Annotated in this window: 17 protein-coding genes; 10 read left to right on the top strand and 7 right to left on the bottom strand. The window is 44.2% G+C overall.

Annotation, left to right across the window (positions count from 1 at the left end):
• Window positions 1-19: 19 nt before the first annotated feature.
• The 5 genes from ACHUFI_RS00375 to phnW all read right to left on the bottom strand — a co-directional run bounded on the left by ACHUFI_RS00375 (window position 20) and on the right by phnW (window position 4,683).
• Window positions 20-703 carry a helix-turn-helix transcriptional regulator gene (locus ACHUFI_RS00375; RefSeq protein ID WP_394246079.1) on the bottom strand — a complete coding sequence of 228 codons (684 nt, stop codon included), beginning with the start codon at window positions 701-703 and terminating at the stop codon, window positions 20-22.
• Between the two features lie 55 nt (window positions 704-758).
• On the bottom strand, window positions 759-1,073 hold the full coding sequence (locus ACHUFI_RS00370) for an antibiotic biosynthesis monooxygenase family protein (RefSeq protein ID WP_394246077.1): 315 nt from the start codon (window positions 1,071-1,073) through the stop codon (window positions 759-761).
• Between the two features lie 185 nt (window positions 1,074-1,258).
• Window positions 1,259-2,083 (bottom strand): phosphonoacetaldehyde hydrolase, encoded by an 825-nt coding sequence (phnX, locus tag ACHUFI_RS00365; RefSeq protein ID WP_394246075.1) that lies wholly within the window; start codon window positions 2,081-2,083, stop codon window positions 1,259-1,261.
• Window positions 2,084-2,137: 54 nt separating this feature from the next.
• Entirely contained in the window at window positions 2,138-3,580 is a 1,443-nt protein-coding gene (locus ACHUFI_RS00360) for an aspartate aminotransferase family protein (RefSeq protein ID WP_394246074.1), read from the bottom strand.
• Window positions 3,577-4,683, bottom strand: coding sequence for a 2-aminoethylphosphonate--pyruvate transaminase (gene phnW / locus ACHUFI_RS00355; RefSeq protein ID WP_394246073.1), 1,107 nt, complete (start codon window positions 4,681-4,683; stop codon window positions 3,577-3,579). Before phnW ends, ACHUFI_RS00360 begins: the two co-directional genes overlap by 4 nt.
• Before the next feature lie 286 nt (window positions 4,684-4,969).
• Between phnW and ACHUFI_RS00350 the strand changes: the two genes are divergently transcribed.
• From ACHUFI_RS00350 to ACHUFI_RS00340, 3 genes are all read left to right on the top strand, one after another.
• On the top strand, window positions 4,970-5,980 hold the full coding sequence (locus ACHUFI_RS00350) for a putative 2-aminoethylphosphonate ABC transporter substrate-binding protein (protein WP_394246071.1): 1,011 nt from the start codon (window positions 4,970-4,972) through the stop codon (window positions 5,978-5,980).
• A 149-nt stretch (window positions 5,981-6,129) separates the two neighbouring features.
• On the top strand, window positions 6,130-7,533 hold the full coding sequence (locus tag ACHUFI_RS00345; protein WP_394246070.1) for an FAD-dependent oxidoreductase: 1,404 nt from the start codon (window positions 6,130-6,132) through the stop codon (window positions 7,531-7,533).
• Between the two features lie 90 nt (window positions 7,534-7,623).
• Entirely contained in the window at window positions 7,624-8,286 is a 663-nt protein-coding gene (locus ACHUFI_RS00340; protein ID WP_394246933.1) for an HAD family hydrolase, read from the top strand.
• Between the two features lie 100 nt (window positions 8,287-8,386).
• Here ACHUFI_RS00340 and ACHUFI_RS00335 read toward each other — a convergent pair whose 3' ends face one another.
• Window positions 8,387-8,647: a DUF5062 family protein gene (locus ACHUFI_RS00335; RefSeq protein ID WP_137356823.1), complete on the bottom strand. Its 261-nt coding sequence runs from the start codon at window positions 8,645-8,647 to the stop codon at window positions 8,387-8,389.
• A gap of 251 nt (window positions 8,648-8,898) precedes the next feature.
• On the opposite strand from ACHUFI_RS00335, the gene ACHUFI_RS00330 reads away from it, so the two are divergent.
• The 3 genes from ACHUFI_RS00330 (at window position 8,899) to ACHUFI_RS00320 (ending at window position 11,653) form a co-directional block, all read left to right on the top strand.
• Window positions 8,899-10,191, top strand: a complete 1,293-nt coding sequence (locus ACHUFI_RS00330; protein ID WP_394246068.1) for a DEAD/DEAH box helicase — start codon at window positions 8,899-8,901, stop codon at window positions 10,189-10,191.
• A gap of 287 nt (window positions 10,192-10,478) precedes the next feature.
• On the top strand, window positions 10,479-11,162 hold the full coding sequence (locus ACHUFI_RS00325; protein ID WP_394246067.1) for a DUF2971 domain-containing protein: 684 nt from the start codon (window positions 10,479-10,481) through the stop codon (window positions 11,160-11,162).
• A 125-nt stretch (window positions 11,163-11,287) separates the two neighbouring features.
• On the top strand, window positions 11,288-11,653 hold the full coding sequence (locus ACHUFI_RS00320; RefSeq protein WP_394246065.1) for a VanZ family protein: 366 nt from the start codon (window positions 11,288-11,290) through the stop codon (window positions 11,651-11,653).
• Window positions 11,654-12,207: 554 nt separating this feature from the next.
• Here ACHUFI_RS00320 and ACHUFI_RS00315 read toward each other — a convergent pair.
• Complete coding sequence (locus ACHUFI_RS00315) at window positions 12,208-12,699, bottom strand: VOC family protein (protein ID WP_137356834.1); 492 nt, start codon at window positions 12,697-12,699, stop codon at window positions 12,208-12,210.
• A 287-nt stretch (window positions 12,700-12,986) separates the two neighbouring features.
• Between ACHUFI_RS00315 and ACHUFI_RS00310 the strand changes: the two genes are divergently transcribed.
• The 4 genes from ACHUFI_RS00310 (at window position 12,987) to ACHUFI_RS00295 (ending at window position 17,640) form a co-directional block, all read left to right on the top strand.
• Complete coding sequence (locus tag ACHUFI_RS00310) at window positions 12,987-14,114, top strand: putative 2-aminoethylphosphonate ABC transporter ATP-binding protein (protein ID WP_394246064.1); 1,128 nt, start codon at window positions 12,987-12,989, stop codon at window positions 14,112-14,114.
• A 22-nt stretch (window positions 14,115-14,136) separates the two neighbouring features.
• Entirely contained in the window at window positions 14,137-15,846 is a 1,710-nt protein-coding gene (locus tag ACHUFI_RS00305) for a putative 2-aminoethylphosphonate ABC transporter permease subunit (protein ID WP_394246932.1), read from the top strand.
• An 80-nt stretch (window positions 15,847-15,926) separates the two neighbouring features.
• Entirely contained in the window at window positions 15,927-16,631 is a 705-nt protein-coding gene (phnR, locus tag ACHUFI_RS00300; RefSeq protein ID WP_394246062.1) for a phosphonate utilization transcriptional regulator PhnR, read from the top strand.
• Window positions 16,632-16,737: 106 nt separating this feature from the next.
• Window positions 16,738-17,640: an EamA family transporter gene (locus ACHUFI_RS00295; RefSeq protein ID WP_394246061.1), complete on the top strand. Its 903-nt coding sequence runs from the start codon at window positions 16,738-16,740 to the stop codon at window positions 17,638-17,640.
• Window positions 17,641-17,711 lie beyond the last annotated feature (71 nt).

Genomic DNA, 17,711 nt, shown 5'->3' with positions numbered 1-17,711 from the left:
CGTTATTATTCGGCGATTATTAGGATGAAGTATACTGAGCTAGATAATGCTTCAAGCTCTTATTATCATTGGTCTCAAAGCTATCTTCCAATATGTTCATTTTTTGAATTCGGTCTAATCTGAATAAACGGTAGTTTTCTCTTAATTCACACCACGCCACGAGCGTCCAATTCTTTCCCCAAAAAATTTGCCCTAAAGGTTGTAGAATTCGCTGTGTCTGAGAGCCATCTTCTGCGACATAATCGAACATCACTCGCTTTTTCAAGTCGGTGGCATGCCTTAATGCTTGCCCTTTTTTAGCCGTGTCAGACTGGATGTGAAAGTCGGGCACAACAATAGGAAACGCTTCTACTTGTTGTTTAAGGTGATCAGGTAACACGGACAAGATTTTCGCAGACGCAGACCGAGAAGCGTCGGCAAGCTCTTGATCAGACCAAGCTCGAACCATTCTCATTCCAAGCTCCAGCGCCATCATTTCTTTTTCACTGAACATAAGCGGTGGCAAGTGGGAGCCATCTTTAAGTAAATAACCAACTCCCGCTTCTCCTTGAATTGGAACACCGGAAAGCAGCAACGACTGGATATCTCTGTAGATAGTCCGCTCACTGACTTCCATCGTTCTTGCTAGTTCTGCTGCGGTGACCGCATAGCGCTTTGAACGTAGCAGTGTCAGTAGCTCAAAAAGGCGTTCAGCTTTACTCATTATGTTCCCTTTAAAAATGAAGGCTTAACGAAATTTCCGTTAAGCCTAAGTATCGTTACTTTTGGCACTCACTGTCCATTTTAATCTGCTGATGCTGCATATTGACAGAATCTGGTGTGATCATAGCCATTAATGGTTGGCAGTCAGCGCAACTCATAAACTGCTCACCTGCCGATTTTGCATCTTCCATCGAGCGCCAGTAAACCGTATCGGTCCAACTATCTTGCTCCTCGTTGTGGCTGAGTGAGCGGTAAAGAAAGCCCGGCAGTGTACTCACAAACTTCTGACTTTTCTCTGCTGCTTCAATGAAATCCTTTTGTGTTGTTCCGTGTACTAACTTGAAGCTAACTAATTCGATTACCTGTTCCATGACCTTTCCTTTTGATGTTGATAAGTTTTGAATGTGGCGCTTTTTGCGCTCAGGTAAAGAATAAGTGCAGTGACTGTCAGAACATGTCAGTAGGGAACGTGAGTTAGAAAATCTTTTGACTCTAGAAATGAAAAAGGCCGCAATGTGCGGCCTTAACTTAATGATTAGTTATGCTTTTTAGGGGGCTAAGGGCGCTCCCCTGCAAGTAAGCGCTTCTCGATATCGGCGACCACTTCAGGGAAGTCAGCGATAGTATCGATGAGATAGTGCGGTGTCGATTTGCTTAGTTTAACACGCGCTTTCTCACGAGCAGTCTCAAGCGTTTGAGCATCGGCATCTAGGTATTCTTGGTATGTAAGGCCAGCTTCGTTTCCTGAAAGCAGTAAACCAACCGTCCACATGCCTGCATTGTGTCCTTCATCAATGCCTGGCGCTGCATCGTCGACTTTGATGCAAGCTGACACATTAGTAACGGCTAAATCGATAACGTTTTTCAATGCCATGTATGGCGCTGGTCGACCGCCTTGCGGTAAATCATCGGTAGCGACAACACAGTCAGGTTGGTAACCATAATCGGCGGCAACAGGCACCAATACATCCATCACTTGGCGCGGGTAGCCAGAACAAGAGCCAATTCTGATGCCTTGCGCTTTTAGATTATCAACTACTTCAATCGCGTTTAGGATTGGCGCTGCATGGTCTGCAACTTTTGCTTTTTGTAGTGGCATGAACGCCGCATAGATGGCATCCACATCTTCACTCGTCATCGAGCGGCCAAATTGTTCGTTCCAGCGTGCGTCAACCGACGGTAATTGACCTACAGCTTGGATGTGATCCCATTTTCCTAATCCCATTGGTTCACGTGCTTCACTTAAATCAATTTCAAAATCAAAGCCTTGTTTAAATGCTTCAACGAAAATACTCGTTGGTGCAAATGAGCCGAAATCGACTATAGTACCAGCCCAATCGAAGATAACGGCTTGAACTGGAGATTGTGTTGAATGTGTCATGGTTGTTCCCTAAATTGTTCGGTTGTCTGGTGGATTATGGTGTTTTATTCAGATTCAGTAGTTGAAGTCATGTGAGACTTTGGCGATGGCGCGTTCAAAGATAGAAAGCGCGGTTTGCAAATCTTGGCGTTCAATAATCAATGGCGGGCTTAGTTGGATCACATTGCCCTGTGAAACCTTAAAACTCAGGCCGTCGTTCAAGCATTGATAAAGCGCAGCTTCTGCTTCATCAAAGGCGCGTGTTTTGGTTAGACGATCAGTCACTAACTCGACTCCCCATAACAGGCCGATCCCCCGAACGTCACCAATAATCGGGTATTTGTCTTTCAGAGCGGTTAGTTGCTGACGAACAAATTCGCTATCAGTTTGGACTTTTTCCAGCAAACCTTCTTGCTCGATGACTTCCATAGTCGCTAAAGCCGCAGCGCAGCCAATCGGGCTTTTCTCGTTGGTGTAATGACCTAACGAGACTTGTGCGGCAGTGTTGTATTTGTCTTTGGTGATCATCGCGGCAATCGGGACTAAGCCGCCGCCAAACCCTTTTCCGATGCATAAAATGTCGGGTTCGATGTCAAACGCTTGGTGAGTAAACCATTCACCACTGCGCCCCATGCCGTTAGGAATATCGTCAATAATCAACAACACGTTGTGCTTATCACAGATTTCTCGAACGCGTTTCCAATAGGCTTTACTTGGCACTTGAACATCGGTGTTGCGCACGGCTTCTGCGATAAACGCACCGATTCCACCTTCTTTCTCAATCACGTATTCCAAATAATCAGCGTAATGCACGTCACATGCGGTTTCAGAATCATTGGCCTTATGTTCATTGAACGGGAAAGCGCCACGGTAAGAAACCGCTGGTGGAATGCGCTCCACTCCGGCCATCAATGGCCCCATGCCTTCGCGGAAACACGCTTCGCCTCCTACAGAGATCGCGTCTAACGAAGCGCCGTGAAAGGAATCCCATAACGACACGACTTTAAAGTTGTTGGTGACATGGCGTGCTAATTTCAAAGCCATACCAATCACTGACGTGCCTCCGGGCGCAAACAGCACTCGGTTCAACCCACCACCACAAATCGAGGTAAGCTTTTCAGCACATTGAATGGCTGTTTCATTGGTAAAGCGACGCGGAGAAAAAGGTAACTCAGCCATTTGCTGGGTGACCTTGTTGATGAGATACGGATGCCCATAACCAAGTTGATGAACGTTGTTGCCATGAAAATCCATGTACTTTTTTCCCGTTGTATCTTGAATATAGATACCGTGGGCGGCTTCTAGTGTATCTAAGCAAGGCGTCGACATCGCTTGGTGAAGGAACACATCAGCATCGCGCTTCAATAGCGATTGGGTTGCTTCATCGTTTAAAGAGGCGTTCCACTTTTCGCGAGCGGGCGTAGTGTTAACATCGCCTTCACTGCGCAGGTGAGTCGCACAAGGAGCCAAGGCCGCCTTCTTTTGCTGTTCAGGTGTCACTGGTGAAGTGATGCTCATGATTCAACTTCCCAATACATTGCACTTTTTATCGCGCCTATGAGTCGTTCAATATCGGCTGGGTACACTTCTCCAATGTTGCCAATACGAAAACAGTCTGCGTTGGAGACTTTGCCTGGATAAATAACAAAACCTTGTTCTTTCAAACGGTCGTAAAACGCTTTGAATTGATAATCGCTGTGAGTGGGCGAGTAAAAAGAAGTAATGATTGGAGAATGAAGCTCATCGTTTAATAGTGGTTCGAACCCCAATGATCGCATTCCAGCCACCAATGTTGTCTGGTTGGTGGAATAACGCTGATAGCGAGCTTCAATGCCGCCTTCTTGTTCCAATTCGAGCAAGGCTTGATAAAAGGCACGCACAGTATGAGTGGGTGAGGTGAAACGCCATTTACCGTGATTGACTTCCATGCAGTGCCATTGGTCGTACAAATCTAGGCTTAGTGAGCGAGCTTGCCCTTGGCATTTTTCTAATTCACTTTGCTTAGCGATGACGAAGCCAAATCCGGGCACGCCTTGAATACATTTGTTTGCCGAGCTGATCATAAAGTCGATGCCAAGCTCGGCGATATCCATAGGTATGCCCCCAAAGCTAGACATCGCATCTAAGATCACGGTCTTATCGTGAGCCTTCGCAAGGCTCGCAATTTCTTGAATAGGGTTAAGCATGCCGGTTGTCGTTTCGCAGTGAACAATCGCCACATGAGAGATACTTGGATCCATCGCCAATGCCGTTTCCATTTCGTTCAAGTCAGGTTGTGATGTTTCACCTGGGGAAACGACATGGCATGGAATTTTTAAGTATTCAGCAATTTGAGCAATGCGAGCACCGTAAGCGCCGTTATCAACCACCAACAATTTACCGTTAGCACCAATAACGCTGCCGATCGTTGCTTCTACAGATGCCGTGCCGCTGCCTTGCATCAGTACGCTTGTATAGCCTGAATGAGTGGTTGCGAGTGCAACTAACTTACGGCGAATTACTTCGACAATGTCTTTGTTGTATTCATCATCCCATGTACACCAGTCTTTGAGCATCGCTTGTCGAACGCTTTCAGAAGTAGATAGAGGGCCAGGGGTCAGCAATAAGTATTCACTTCTCATGTTAATTTCCATTTGGACTATACCAGTACTTAAGACTACTTTAGCAACGGAAATGAATGGAGGTAAATAGCCTCAAATGCATCTTCATAAAAGCTTCATATTGATAATTAATGGTCGCCCATTCGTTAAATGAATACCTTTGAATTGCCATTTTTTGTTCATTTAACCGTCATAAACATCACTTAGGTTATTACTCGTTAACTGGTACATACCAATTTAAAGGGTGTATCTGATTACTCAAATGTAAAAACAAACAATTTGTAGGCGTACTGTCTAATTGGAGAAGATGATGAAAAACCGTTTTATGAAAGGATCACTGGCTGCACTTGTATCACTGTTAGCAAGCAATGCATTTGCTGCACAGGAAGTGACGGTTTACACGGCTTTTGAAACCGACATTCTAGCGAAATATAAGAATGCGTTTGAAAGCGAAAACCCAGATGTGAAAATCAAATGGGTACGTGACTCAACAGGAATCATGACGGCTAAATTATTGGCAGAGAAAAACAATCCTCGTGCTGAAGTAGTATGGGGCTTGGCTGGTTCATCGATGGCGCTGCTTAAAAATGAAGGTATTTTGAAGCCTTACACACCAAAGGGTGTCGATGAGCTGCGCGCTAATCTCAATGATCCGCAATCCGGCCAAGCTTGGTACGGAAATGACGCTTTCTTCAATGCAGTTTGTTTTAACGAAGCGGTAGCGAAGCAGCTTAACTTACCAGCGCCACAATCTTGGGAAGATCTGACTAAGCCAATTTACAAAGGGCACATTGCGATGCCGAACCCAGCGTCATCGGGTACTGGCTACATGCAAGTATCGGCATGGCTGCAAAACATGGGTGAAGACCAAGGTTGGAACTACATGAAGAAGCTAGATAAAAATATCGCGCATTACACTCACTCCGGTTCTAAGCCGTGTGTTCAAGCGGGAATGGGTGAAGTCGCGATTGGTATTTCAATGGCGAGCCGTGGTGCGAAACTCAAAACACAAGGTGCGCCGTTATCAGTGATCACGCCAGAAGGAATTGGCTGGGAGTCAGAAGCGGTTGGCCTAGTTAAGCCGTCTGAAGCTGCGCAACGTGTTGTTGATTGGTCTATCTCGAAAACAGCAAATGAACTGTACATTGAAATGTATCCTGTTGTTGGCCACCAAGACGTTACCGCAACGGTGAAAAACTTCCCGAACGTAGAAAAGAACATGGCGAAAATGGACTTTACGCGTATGGGTAACGAGCGTGCGCAAGTATTAAAAACGTGGTCTGAAAAGTTTGATGCTAAGTCAGAGCCAAAATCGTAATCGATTTGTAATCCAGTAAAAAAGGAAGGCTTAGGCCTTCCTTTCTATGTTTTTATCGCGACATGATGGCAAACCAACGGGTTACATCGAGCCGCTACATAATTAGCCAAGATTGGTTTCGCCACGCTGAGCATGACAGGTGCAGTAATATGTCAAAACACTATTCTTATTGGTTCAAGCAAGCCCTTGAATTAGAACAACCAACTCCAGCAACGCCACTAGACAACGATATCCATTGCGACATCGCGATTGTGGGTGGAGGTTATACGGGCCTTTGGACTGCGATATTAATCAAGCAGCAACAGCCTAACAAACATGTTGTAGTTCTTGAGAAAGGGCTGTGTGGCAGCGGGGCGTCTGGCGCGAATGGTGGTTGTATGCTGACTTGGTCAACTAAGTACCCAACGCTTAAAAAATTGTATGGTCAAGAACAAGCGAAGTGGTTGGTCAAAGAGTCTGAGAAAGTCGTGTTCGAAATTGAAGCTTTTTGCGAGCAACACAATATTGATGCCCACTTATATCGTAGCGGTACTTATTACACCGCAACGAATGAAGCGCAGAAAGGGGGCATGCAACCTGTTGTCAACGAGCTTATTAAGCAAGGTATTAACAGCTGGAAAAAATGCGATTCATCCATTGCCGACAAAGCAGGCTCGCATCGACATATCGAAGGGTTTTACTCAGAAGCTGCTGGTAGTGTGCAGCCAGCCTTACTTGCGAGAGGCTTGCGCAGAATTGCCATCGAGCTTGGTGTTGAAATTTTTGAGAACACCGCAATGGAGTCGATTGATTACGGCAAGCCTGCACGAGTCAAAACCAAGAATGCTTCCGTGTATGCAGATCAAGTGGTGCTCGCGCTCAATGCGTGGATGCTCGACCAATTCAAAGAATTCAAACGCAGCATTGTTGTCGTATCATCCGACATGGTGATGACCAAGCCCATCCCTGAAAAGCTGAAACAGTTCGGCCCTGAAAAAGGCGCAGCTGTCGTAGATTCGCGGATCTTCGTTCACTATTACCGAGATACGCAAGATGGACGCTTAATGCTAGGTAAAGGAGGAAATAAGTTTTCCTTCGCCAATCAGGTTGAGAGTATGTTCAATCAGCCAACATCTTATCTACCTTTGCTCAATCAGTCTTTCCAGACTCTCTTTCCTAAATTGGAACAAACTGACTTTGACTATAACTGGTCTGGCGGTTCTGACCGCTCTGTCACGGGTTTGCCATTTTTCGGCAACCTAAAGGGGCAGCCTAATATTTACTATGGTTTGGGGTATTCAGGTAACGGCGTCGCGCAAACACGAATGGGCGGTAAAGTGCTCTCCTCGATGGTACTAGGACTAGACAATGGTTGGACGCGAAGCGGGTTGACTAAAGGGCCGCTTGGTCAATTTCCGCCAGAGCCTATCCGTTGGTTAGGTGCGATGATGGTGAGAGATGCTGTCCGCAGAAAAGAAAATGCTGAAGACGCCGGGCTTAAACCCGTGTGGCTAGATAAGCAGTTAGCTAAATTGGCTGGCGCGGCAGGTAAGGCGGATAAAGTCGAATCGTAATGCAGTTACTGATTATTGTCTTTAATCCTTCACACTCCATAGGCAAAGTACTATGCAGCTATGGCAAACCTAATTAAGCGAGTAAATGATATGACGACACCGCTGTATATCTTTGATCTGGATGAAACTCTTTTGGATGGCGATAGTGCAATGATTTGGAACGAGTTTCTAGTCGAAAAAGGCTTGGTCGACTCCCCTGATTTCCTTGCAGAAGACAAAAGACTGATGGCGCTTTATGCCAAAGGTGAATTGGATATGGAAGAGTATCTCAAGTTTGCCATGGCGCCGATTACACACTTCTCAATTGAGCAAGTGGCAGAACTTGTCGAAGAGTGCGTAAAAACTCGAGTTCTCGGACGAATTTTCCCTCAAGCGATGGAATTAATAGGAACACTCAAGTCCCAAGGTCATCCGATGATAATTGTCTCTGCGACCGTCTCTTTTATTGTCGATGTGGTCGCTAAGCAGCTGGGTATTTCAAACTCAATCGGTATTGAGCTTATTGAGGAATCTGGTCACTACACCGCGAAAGTTTTGGGAACGCCAAGCTATCAGCAAGGCAAAGTGATCAGGTTGGAACAGTGGATGACAGAGCAAATAGAGTCGTTTAACCAACTGCATTTCTTTACAGACTCGATTAATGACCTACCTTTGTGCGAATACGCCGACCATTCCTACTTGGTGAACCCATGCGAACGCTTACATGCGCATGCGAAGCCCAGAGAGTGGCAGGTACTGCGTTGGAGTCGGTAGGGGCTTGGCGTCGATAGAGGGCTTAGATAAAACTAGCAGATAAGTTCGGAGTCGCACCATGCGACTCCGAAAGTGATGGATTCGTATTTTTTGGTCGGTGTTACTTCAATGGATCATTATCTGGTAATGCTTGGTGCATCCATAATGCCAAACGTTTTTTAATGTTTGGGCCATCCATTTTATCTTCTGGAAGAGGGGTAATTTGGTTCACTTCGGCTAGAAACAGATAAGCAGCCTTAGTTTTGATTGGTGCAGATGTTGCGGGTAAATCCATTCCTTGCATCTTGGCTAGTTTAAACGCGACCTCTACGGCCTTCTTTACTAGCTTGTCTTCATTAAGGATCTTCGTGGTTTTCGACATATCATCACCATCTTTAGTATCGATTGAATAATCACTGTATCAATTTGAAAGTACTACAAAATCACATTAGCCTCAAATTGAACCGCGCTTATTAAACTATCAATAAATCGTTGTTAGATTATTACTATCGGCAAGTTTTAGCTTCTCGCCTTGTTTTGCTTCGCATAGAACGAGCGTCTATAACTCTACTTAAATGCCTCTAAATACGTTAACATAGCGCGCTCTTATTTTTGCTTTGAGTCCTTTCCATAATGACGACAGTCACAACGCCTGCCAATTTTTCACAGCTTGGCCTTATTTCACCTCTTTTAGCTCGTTTAACAGAGCTTGAATATCAGCAACCTACGCCAATTCAAGCGGAAGTAATCCCAAGCGTCCTTGCTGGGCGTGATCTCATTGCTGGAGCCAATACTGGTTCAGGTAAAACGGCTGCGTTTGCACTTCCATTGCTTCAACAGCTGCATGAAGAAAAGTCTCAAGGCAAAAGCAGCGCAAGAGGTAACTATGTGGGCGGTCTGATTTTGGTCCCGACCCGTGAGTTAGCAAAACAAGTTGCAGACAGCGTTAAGTCTTATGCGACTCACTTCAATGGTGCGTTGAAAACCGTCGCGGTATTTGGTGGTGTGTCGGTGAATACCCAAATGTTGGCGTTACGTGGTGGCGCGGATATTTTAGTCGCGACCCCAGGCCGTTTACTTGATTTGATTTCAAGTAATGCGGTGAAGCTAGACAAAGTGAAAACTTTAGTTCTGGACGAAGCTGACCGTATGTTGAGCCTAGGCTTTACCGAAGAATTAGCGGCATTATTGAAGCTAACACCAAAACAAAAACAAACGCTTTTGTTTTCTGCAACTTTCCCAGAGCAAGTTCAAGTACTGACTCGTGAACTATTGAACGACCCAATTGAAGTTCAATTACAAAGTAGTGATGCAAGCACAGTGGTTCAGCGCGTATTTACCGTAAACAAAGGTGAAAAAACCGCAGTCCTTGCTCACTTGGTGAAAAAGCACGAATGGCGCCAAGCATTGATTTTCGTGAACGCGAAGAACAGTTGTGAGCATTTAGCTGACAAGCTATACAAGCGCGGTGTATACGCTGACGTTTTTCATGGCGATAAAGGTCAGGGCTCTCGTACTCGTATTCTTGAAGATTTTAAAGCCGGTGAGATCGATGTATTGATCGCAACAGACATTGCAGCGCGCGGGCTTGATATCGAAAAACTGCCAGTGGTGATTAACTTTGATTTACCACGCAGCCCTTCAGATTACATGCACCGTATTGGTCGAAGCGGCCGTGCGGGTGAAGTTGGTTTGGCGCTTTCGCTGATTGATCATGAGGATTACCACCACTTCAAAGTGATCGAGAAGAAGAACAAAATCAGGCTTGAACGTGAGCAAGTTGAAGGTTTTGAAGTTGATGAAGAAGCTACTAAGGCACTTGTTGAAGCATTAAAACCTGTCGCGAAACCTGCCGGAACAGGCGGTAAGAAAAAGCGTAAAAAGAAGATGGCAGCAGAAAAAGACATCTGGCTGAAAAACTCATAATCTTTGATTGAGTGCAACCTACAAAAAGAGCTGACAATATGTCAGCTCTTTTTTGTTTGGCATACAAAGTATTATCTAACTCTTTAGTTACGAGCCTACGCACGAGTTTTTAGTTAATCTCTACAGAATAATTCTATATTCTTGAGTTTAGCAGCTTATGCATGTTGATAACCCACTGTTATAAATGAAAAATTCCAGTAAGATTGTTGAAAAGAACTAGACAGAAAAATTCGGCATTTAAATATAGGAACTTTTTGTTTAATAACTGTTATAGTTTTAAGGGAAAAATGACTAACTTATATAAATTTCGAGACTTTAATAAAGGTAGTCTTGAACTTCTAATCAATAAGCAGCTCTGGTTCGCCAGTCCAGCGACTTTGAATGATCCTTTTGAGGCTGAATCGTCATATGAAAGTGTTCTTGAAGCTGTGTGGGCTGAATACCCTTTCCCTCAAGATCAGCAAGATGCATACAAACGAATTTTAGATCAGCAGTTAGAGAAAACGGGTATTTGCTCATTTTGCAAAACTAAGAAAAATCAGCTGATGTGGGCTCATTATGCTAATGAGCATAAAGGTCTTTGCATTGGTTTTAATGAATCTAAGCTACTTGAGACTAATCAATATCTTTATCCGATAGAAGTGACCTATCAAGCAGACTACCCATATCAGGACATTATTGTTCGATTTAAGTATTTTCAAGCAATAGCAGGTGCCAATAACAAAGACACAATTGCCGGTGATATTATGTATTCAGTGCTTGGCACTAAATATACTCACTGGGCATATGAAAAAGAAAGGCGCTTGTTACGTCATCAATTTGGTGCAGTGGACTTTTTACCGAGTGCGGTAACAGATATTACTTTTGGTTTAAGAATGTCCGAACGTAACATAGAGACAGTAAAGCGACTTTTGTCTACTGATGAGTGGAATCACATGAGTGGAATCACGTTAAGTTTTATAAAGCTGTGAAATCCCAAAAGAAGTATGCGCTAGAGTTTAGAAAAATATAACAAGAGACTATGGCACAATGCTTTAGGTCAGGTGTCAGTATTGTTCATACCTTAGCTGGGCGTTTTAGCGATTCGGAGTGTATTTTGAAATCTGTATTAAATTTAGTTCAAATCCAGTGGTTGTTATTTACTATTGTAATAGCCCTGATAATCACGGGTTTGTCCCTATACCCAGTGGAAAGCCTCCCTCCTGTTCCTGGTACAGATAAGACTCACCATTTTATTGCTTATGGGGCTTTGGCCTTTCCAATAGCGTTAGCGAGACCCAAAAAGTGGTTATTCGTGATAGCAGGATTATTAGTGTGTAGTGGGGTTATTGAGTTAGTTCAACCATATGTAAATCGCTATGGTGAATGGCTCGATTTAGGTGCAAATGCCTTAGGGCTAGTAGTAGGAACCTTAATTGCGACTGTTGTACGGTCGATGATTCTGAAGGAAAAGTTGCAATAACAAATGACCAAGGCGTCAATAGTTAATCTTTGGCGCTACTGTTTACCTACATAACACCGTCCCTCGCATGCTTTGTAGAATTTCATTTTTAGCTCTCAATAAACTCTAACTTCTCTGAAAATCGTAGTTACTTAACATAAACCTCCTCCTTTTTTATAGAAATTATCATTGGTCTGATAGAGTGATGATTCAATATGCATGGGGGTTTTAGATGGGAACGATAATAGGCTTAGTCATATTAGCTGCGATAGATTGGTATCTCGTCCGTAAAACCGGGCTTCATATACATCAACTGATTTCTAAAAAGTATGCAGAACATTTACAGGGCAAAGAAAATCACAAATAGGGGTGGTTTCGACAACAGGCTAACTCTATGTGATGTGTGATTTGTACTATTTAGAGACATTTCTTATAAGTCATCGTTATCTTAACGAAAAGGTGAACTTCTCAATCGACTAACCGTGTATTACGCGCGTAATGGAGAAAGAGGAGCAAAAATGCCCACTAGTTCAAGCAACTAATGGGCATAGAAAGTGACAATTTGGAGTAGAGAATTACTCGTAGTCAGAAGCGTATGTATCTTCGTATGAGTGTGAGTAGAACTCGAATAAGTTACCAAACGGGTCTTCTAGGTAAACCATTTGCGCTTGCTTAGAGTCATCTTCTGGGTGGTAACGCATGATGTCCATACGAACCTTACCGCCAAACTCTTCAACACGTTTGATTGCTGAAGCAAACTGTTCTTTTGGCAGTTGTAGACAGAAGTGGAAGATACCTAGGCGAGAGAAATCTACTTCGTGACGTTCTTGGCGTTCTTTCATTTCAAACAGTTCAACACCAATACCGTCTGTCGTTACTAGGTGAGCGATATTGAAACCTTTAAAGCCTTCACCAAATACGGCAATACACATACGGCCAATCGCAGATTCACGTTCTTCGATTACTTTGGTGTTGTTCATTACAATACGTAAACCTAGCGCTTTAGTGTAGAACTCTACCGCTTTGTCCATATCGCCAACCATGATGCCTACGTGGTTCATTTTCATAACTTGCTCCAAATTCTTTTGATTAATTCGTCGAACTGTTTCGATGGGAGAATATTAAGCAATTGACAGTGATATGGGAAATTATCAAAAATTATGTTTTTGATAATTTATTGTTATTACAATTCTAGGGCGGAGCGAAAATTCATGGCATGTATTAATGACTAAGATTTCTCATTGATGGGTATTGGTTCTGCAATACAACTGTCATTTAGCTTCTATAAATTTGTCACTCAACTGAAATATTCAAAGTTTAAATTTGGTATATACCATCTAAAGAGTGCTGTAAGATGAGCAATCAACCTTATTTGAATATTGAAAATGTCGTGAAGCAGTTTGGGCAATTTACGGCGTTAAAACAGATCTCCTTGTCGATCGAAAAGGGCGAATTTGTATGTTTCCTTGGGCCGTCTGGCTGTGGAAAAACCACGTTATTACGTGCGATCGCTGGCCTTGATTTACCTACTTCAGGAGCTATTTATCAAAACGGTGCTGAAACGACTTTTCTGCCTCCTGAAAAGCGCGACTTTGGCATCGTATTTCAATCTTACGCGCTCTTCCCTAATTTGACCGTTCAAGAAAACATTGCCATTGGCCTTAAGAACCAAGGTAAGTCGAATAAAGAAGCGCTTGATAAAGTGGAATCATGGCTTGAAAGCATAGGTTTGCCAACGTCAGGCCATAAGTTTCCAAACCAGCTTTCTGGTGGCCAGCAACAACGTGTTGCCTTGGCGCGCGCATTAGCACTTTCACCGGGGCTACTGTTACTGGATGAGCCTTTATCTGCTTTGGATGCAAAAGTGCGCACTCACTTGCGTGATGAGATTTGTCAGCTACAACGTAAGCTGGGTATCACCACCATCATGGTGACGCACGACCAAGATGAAGCGTTGACCATGGCTGATCGCATCGTCGTGATGAATCACGGTGTGATTGAACAAGTCGGTGCGCCGCAAGATATTTATCAGAAACCAACCAGCCGTTTTGTCGCCGAATTTGTGGGCAGTATGAATTTCGTTCAAGCGTCAGTGGCCGCTGAATCTAAGATGCGTATTGGCGAATCGATGTTGACCTTACCTAAGCTCGATAATTTAAATCCAAAGCTTGGTGACCGTTTTGACATAGCAGTACGCCCAGAACAAATTCAATTCGTCGATAGTTTCTCTGAATCTTTACCGGTACGAATTCTTTCTAGCGAATTTCTTGGCGCGTTTTACCGCGTAGAGTGTGAGTTACAACATGACTCGACCGCGAAAACGATTTGTGTGGATATGCCAGTGAAAGAATTCAATGAACGTAAGCTGCGCCGAGGCGACATCCGTTATATCGCATTCGACCAAGAAGGACTGCGAGCTTACGCGAGTCTAGCGCCAGAGCAGGCGGTTGCTTTGTCTGAAAACAAAGATGAAGCGGCGTGAGGCGACAATGGAATCTACACAAATGATGCAATCAAAACTGCTTTTCCAACGTCGAGTACAACCTTTTGTCGCTAGGCTCAGTAAAGACAACATGATTTTGTTTGGCTTGTTGGCTTTTCTTTCTGTGGTTATGACGCTGTTTATCTTAATGCCGCTATGGGCTATGTTGAAAAAAAGCGTACAAAATTTGAATGGCGACTATGTTGGTTTAGAAAATTTTGCGACTTACTTTTCTTCGCAGAGTTTATGGCAATCGGTCGGCAACACTTTCACACTCGGTCTGCTCGTGACTGCCGTTGTCGGGGTACTGGCGTTTGGCTATGCGTACGCGCTCACCCGTTCTTGTATGCCGTATAAAGGTTTATTTCAGGTGTTGGGGTCAGCGCCGATTCTCGCGCCTTCCTTACTTCCTGCGATCAGTTTGATTTTCTTATTCGGTAATCAAGGCATTGCGAAAGATGTGCTTGGTGGCCATTCCGTTTATGGTTTGATTGGTATTTCGTTAGGCCTGATTTTTTGGACGTTTCCTCATGCGCTGATGATTCTCACAACGTCTTTGAGAACTTCAGACGCTCGCTTATATGAAGCCGCGCGAGCCTTGAATACATCACCATTTAAAACCTTTTTCATGGTGACTCTGCCTGCGGCTAAGTACGGTTTAATTAGCACTTTAATCGTCGTGTTTACGTTAGTAGTGACTGATTTCGGCGTGCCTAAAGTGATCGGTGGGAGTTACAACGTGCTATCGACTGACATCTTTAAACAAGTCGTAGGGCAGCAAAACTTTTCTATGGGTGCCGTGACCAGTATCTTGCTGCTTGTACCTGCAATGTTGGCGTTCGGCGCTGACCGTTGGGTGCAGAAAAAACAAAAGAGTTTGTTCGACACACGTTCGGTGGCGTATCAGCCAGAGCCTAATGCCATGCGAGACGGACTATGTTTCGTTTATTGCTTGGTGATATCAGCGGCAGTACTCGCGGTATTAGGGATGGCGGTGTACGGTTCTATGGTGACCTTCTGGCCGTGGAATAAAGCGCTCACGCTTAACAATTACAATTTCGCAGAAATGAGCACATACGGTTGGACGCCATTTTTTAACTCTCTTACCCTTGGAGCATGGACGGCGATTATAGGTACGGTGCTGATTTTCTTGGGTGCGTATTGTATTGAAAAAGGCAGAGCGTTTGCCCCGGTTCGCCAAGCGATGCAGATGATGAGCGTGGTACCAATGGCTGTACCTGGCATGGTGTTAGGCTTGGGTTACATCTTCTATTTTAATGATCTCAACAATCCGCTGAATGTTTTATATGGCACCATGGCATTCTTGGTCATTAATACGGTTGTTCACTACTATACCGTGGGGCACATGACGGCATTAACCGCGTTAAAACAGCTTCCTGAAGAAATAGAAGCGACAGCCGCATCGGTAAACTTGCCTCAGTATAAGCTGTTTTTTAAAGTGACGGTGCCCGTGTGCTTACCTGCGATTCTAGATATCGCGACCTATCTGTTTATTAATGCACTGACCACTACATCTGCGGTAGTATTCCTATATTCAACGGATACGATTCCAGCTTCTGTTTCGGTATTGAATATGGACGATGCAGGGCAAACAGGGGCGGCGGCAGCGATGGCTGTGATGATTATGGTATCGGCAGCGAGCGCTAAGCTGATTCACATGGCCACCAATAAAATCTTTGAAAAACGAACTCAGGCTTGGCGTAAGCGTTAGAATAGGCTCGTTTTTCAATGAACAGCGAATGGAAAACCATTGGATGGCGAACCGTGACAAATACTAAGAAAGGATAATGCGTGCAGTACGTAAACATTAAAGATGTCATTGTAGAGCAAATTGAGTCTGGCATGCTTTCTCCAAGGCAGAAGTTGCCAGCAGAACGTAAGCTGGCTGAATCGTTTGATACGACGCGAGTGACGCTGCGAGAGGCGCTGTCTTTATTAGAAGCGGAAGGGAAGATCTACCGTGAAGACCGTCGTGGTTGGTTTATCTCGCCAGAGCCTTTACGTTATGACCCAACCCAAACGCTCAACTTTACCAATATGGCGTTGGCACAAAATCGTAAGCCTAAAACTGAGCTCGTGGCAGCAAAAGGTTTACTGGCGACTAAGCAAGCGGCGAACTTGTTGCAGTTACCACCGTTTTCAGATGTGTACCGCGTTGACCGCGTGCGATATTTAGAAGATCGCCCAGTGGTATACGTAACCAACTTTATCCGCCCAGAGCTTTTTCCTAATCTGTTGGATCACGATTTATCGAAGTCATTGACTGATATTTATCGTGAGCATTATGGAGTGGTTTATCAGAAGATCCGTTACCGAGTCAGCACCACGTCGTTGCTTGGAGATACCGCTCAAGCGTTGCGTGCCACTTCAGGCTGCCCGGCAATGGTGGTCGAGCGTGTCAATTACAATCAAAACGGTGAATTGATAGATTGTGATATCGAGTATTGGCGACATGATGCTATCAGCATTGAATCTGTCGCCAAATTAGAGCGTTAACCGGATTATGGAACCTCGGCGCTCTGTGGGTCGTTTGGTTAGTAAATAAATAATGAATAGGCTTCCTATAGGGAGGCCTTTTTTATGGAATTTTTCAGGGAAATATATGGAACTGTCGGCGATTCTTATCGTGATTTTTTCGGCCTTGCTGCATGCCGGTTGGAATATTTTAGGTAAATCAAATCAAGGCTCTGGCTCTTCGTTTTTTCTTGCTTCTGGACTGGCGGCGGCGCTACTGCTGACTCCGTATTTAACTTGGTACATGAATACGATTGGTTTCGCCGAGTTACCAAATGCGTTTTGGCAGCTGTTGTTACTTAGTGGTCTTTGTCAGATTGTGTATTTAATTGGGTTAGGTGTCGCGTATAAACAGGCGGATATTGGGGTCATCTACCCAATGGCAAGAGCGCTACCTGTGCTTATGGTCGGGGTTGGCACGGTGGTTCTTGGTTATGAACTGTCAACCAATCAATGGTTTGGGTTCTCGCTTATCACTTTAGGTTGCTTGTTTGTCCCCTTGAAAAGCTTTCAAGATCTGAAAATTAAGGCTTATTTAAACTTAGGGGTATTGTGGGCTCTAGTCGCGGCGATTGGTACGACGGGTTATTCGATTATCGACAAAGAGTCGTTGATCATTTTGGATCAAATTCAGAACTCTACTATCACTAATAAGCATTCTTCTATTTTCTATTTAGGTATGCAGTTTTGGGCGATAGTGATCCCTTTAAGCTTGTGGTTGTTGGTCAGTAATCAGCGTGTTGAATTTGAAAATGCTTGGCTACAGCGCAAACGAGCGACGGCAGCAGGGGTAATGATGGCTGCGACTTATGGTTTGGTCTTGTTCGCAATGACCATGACTGAGAATGTCAGCTTAGTGGTGGCACTTCGTCAGATTAGTATCATCTTTGGAGTTGTGATGGGGATCTACTTTTTGAAGGAAAAGTGGCACGTCACTCGCGGTGTTGGAGTCATTTTAATCTTATCGGGTTTAGTTATCTCATTGATTTAAAATAATTAAATTTAAGTACCCCCATCCTGTTTCTGTGACTTTGTTCACGCTTAGTTGCTATTGATAGTTCT

Source organism: Vibrio profundi (assembly GCF_043642225.1).
GTDB lineage: Bacteria > Pseudomonadota > Gammaproteobacteria > Enterobacterales > Vibrionaceae > Vibrio > Vibrio profundi_A.
The sequence above is the reverse complement of the archived record's forward strand: the minus strand, read 5'-3'. Positions and strand labels throughout refer to the sequence as shown.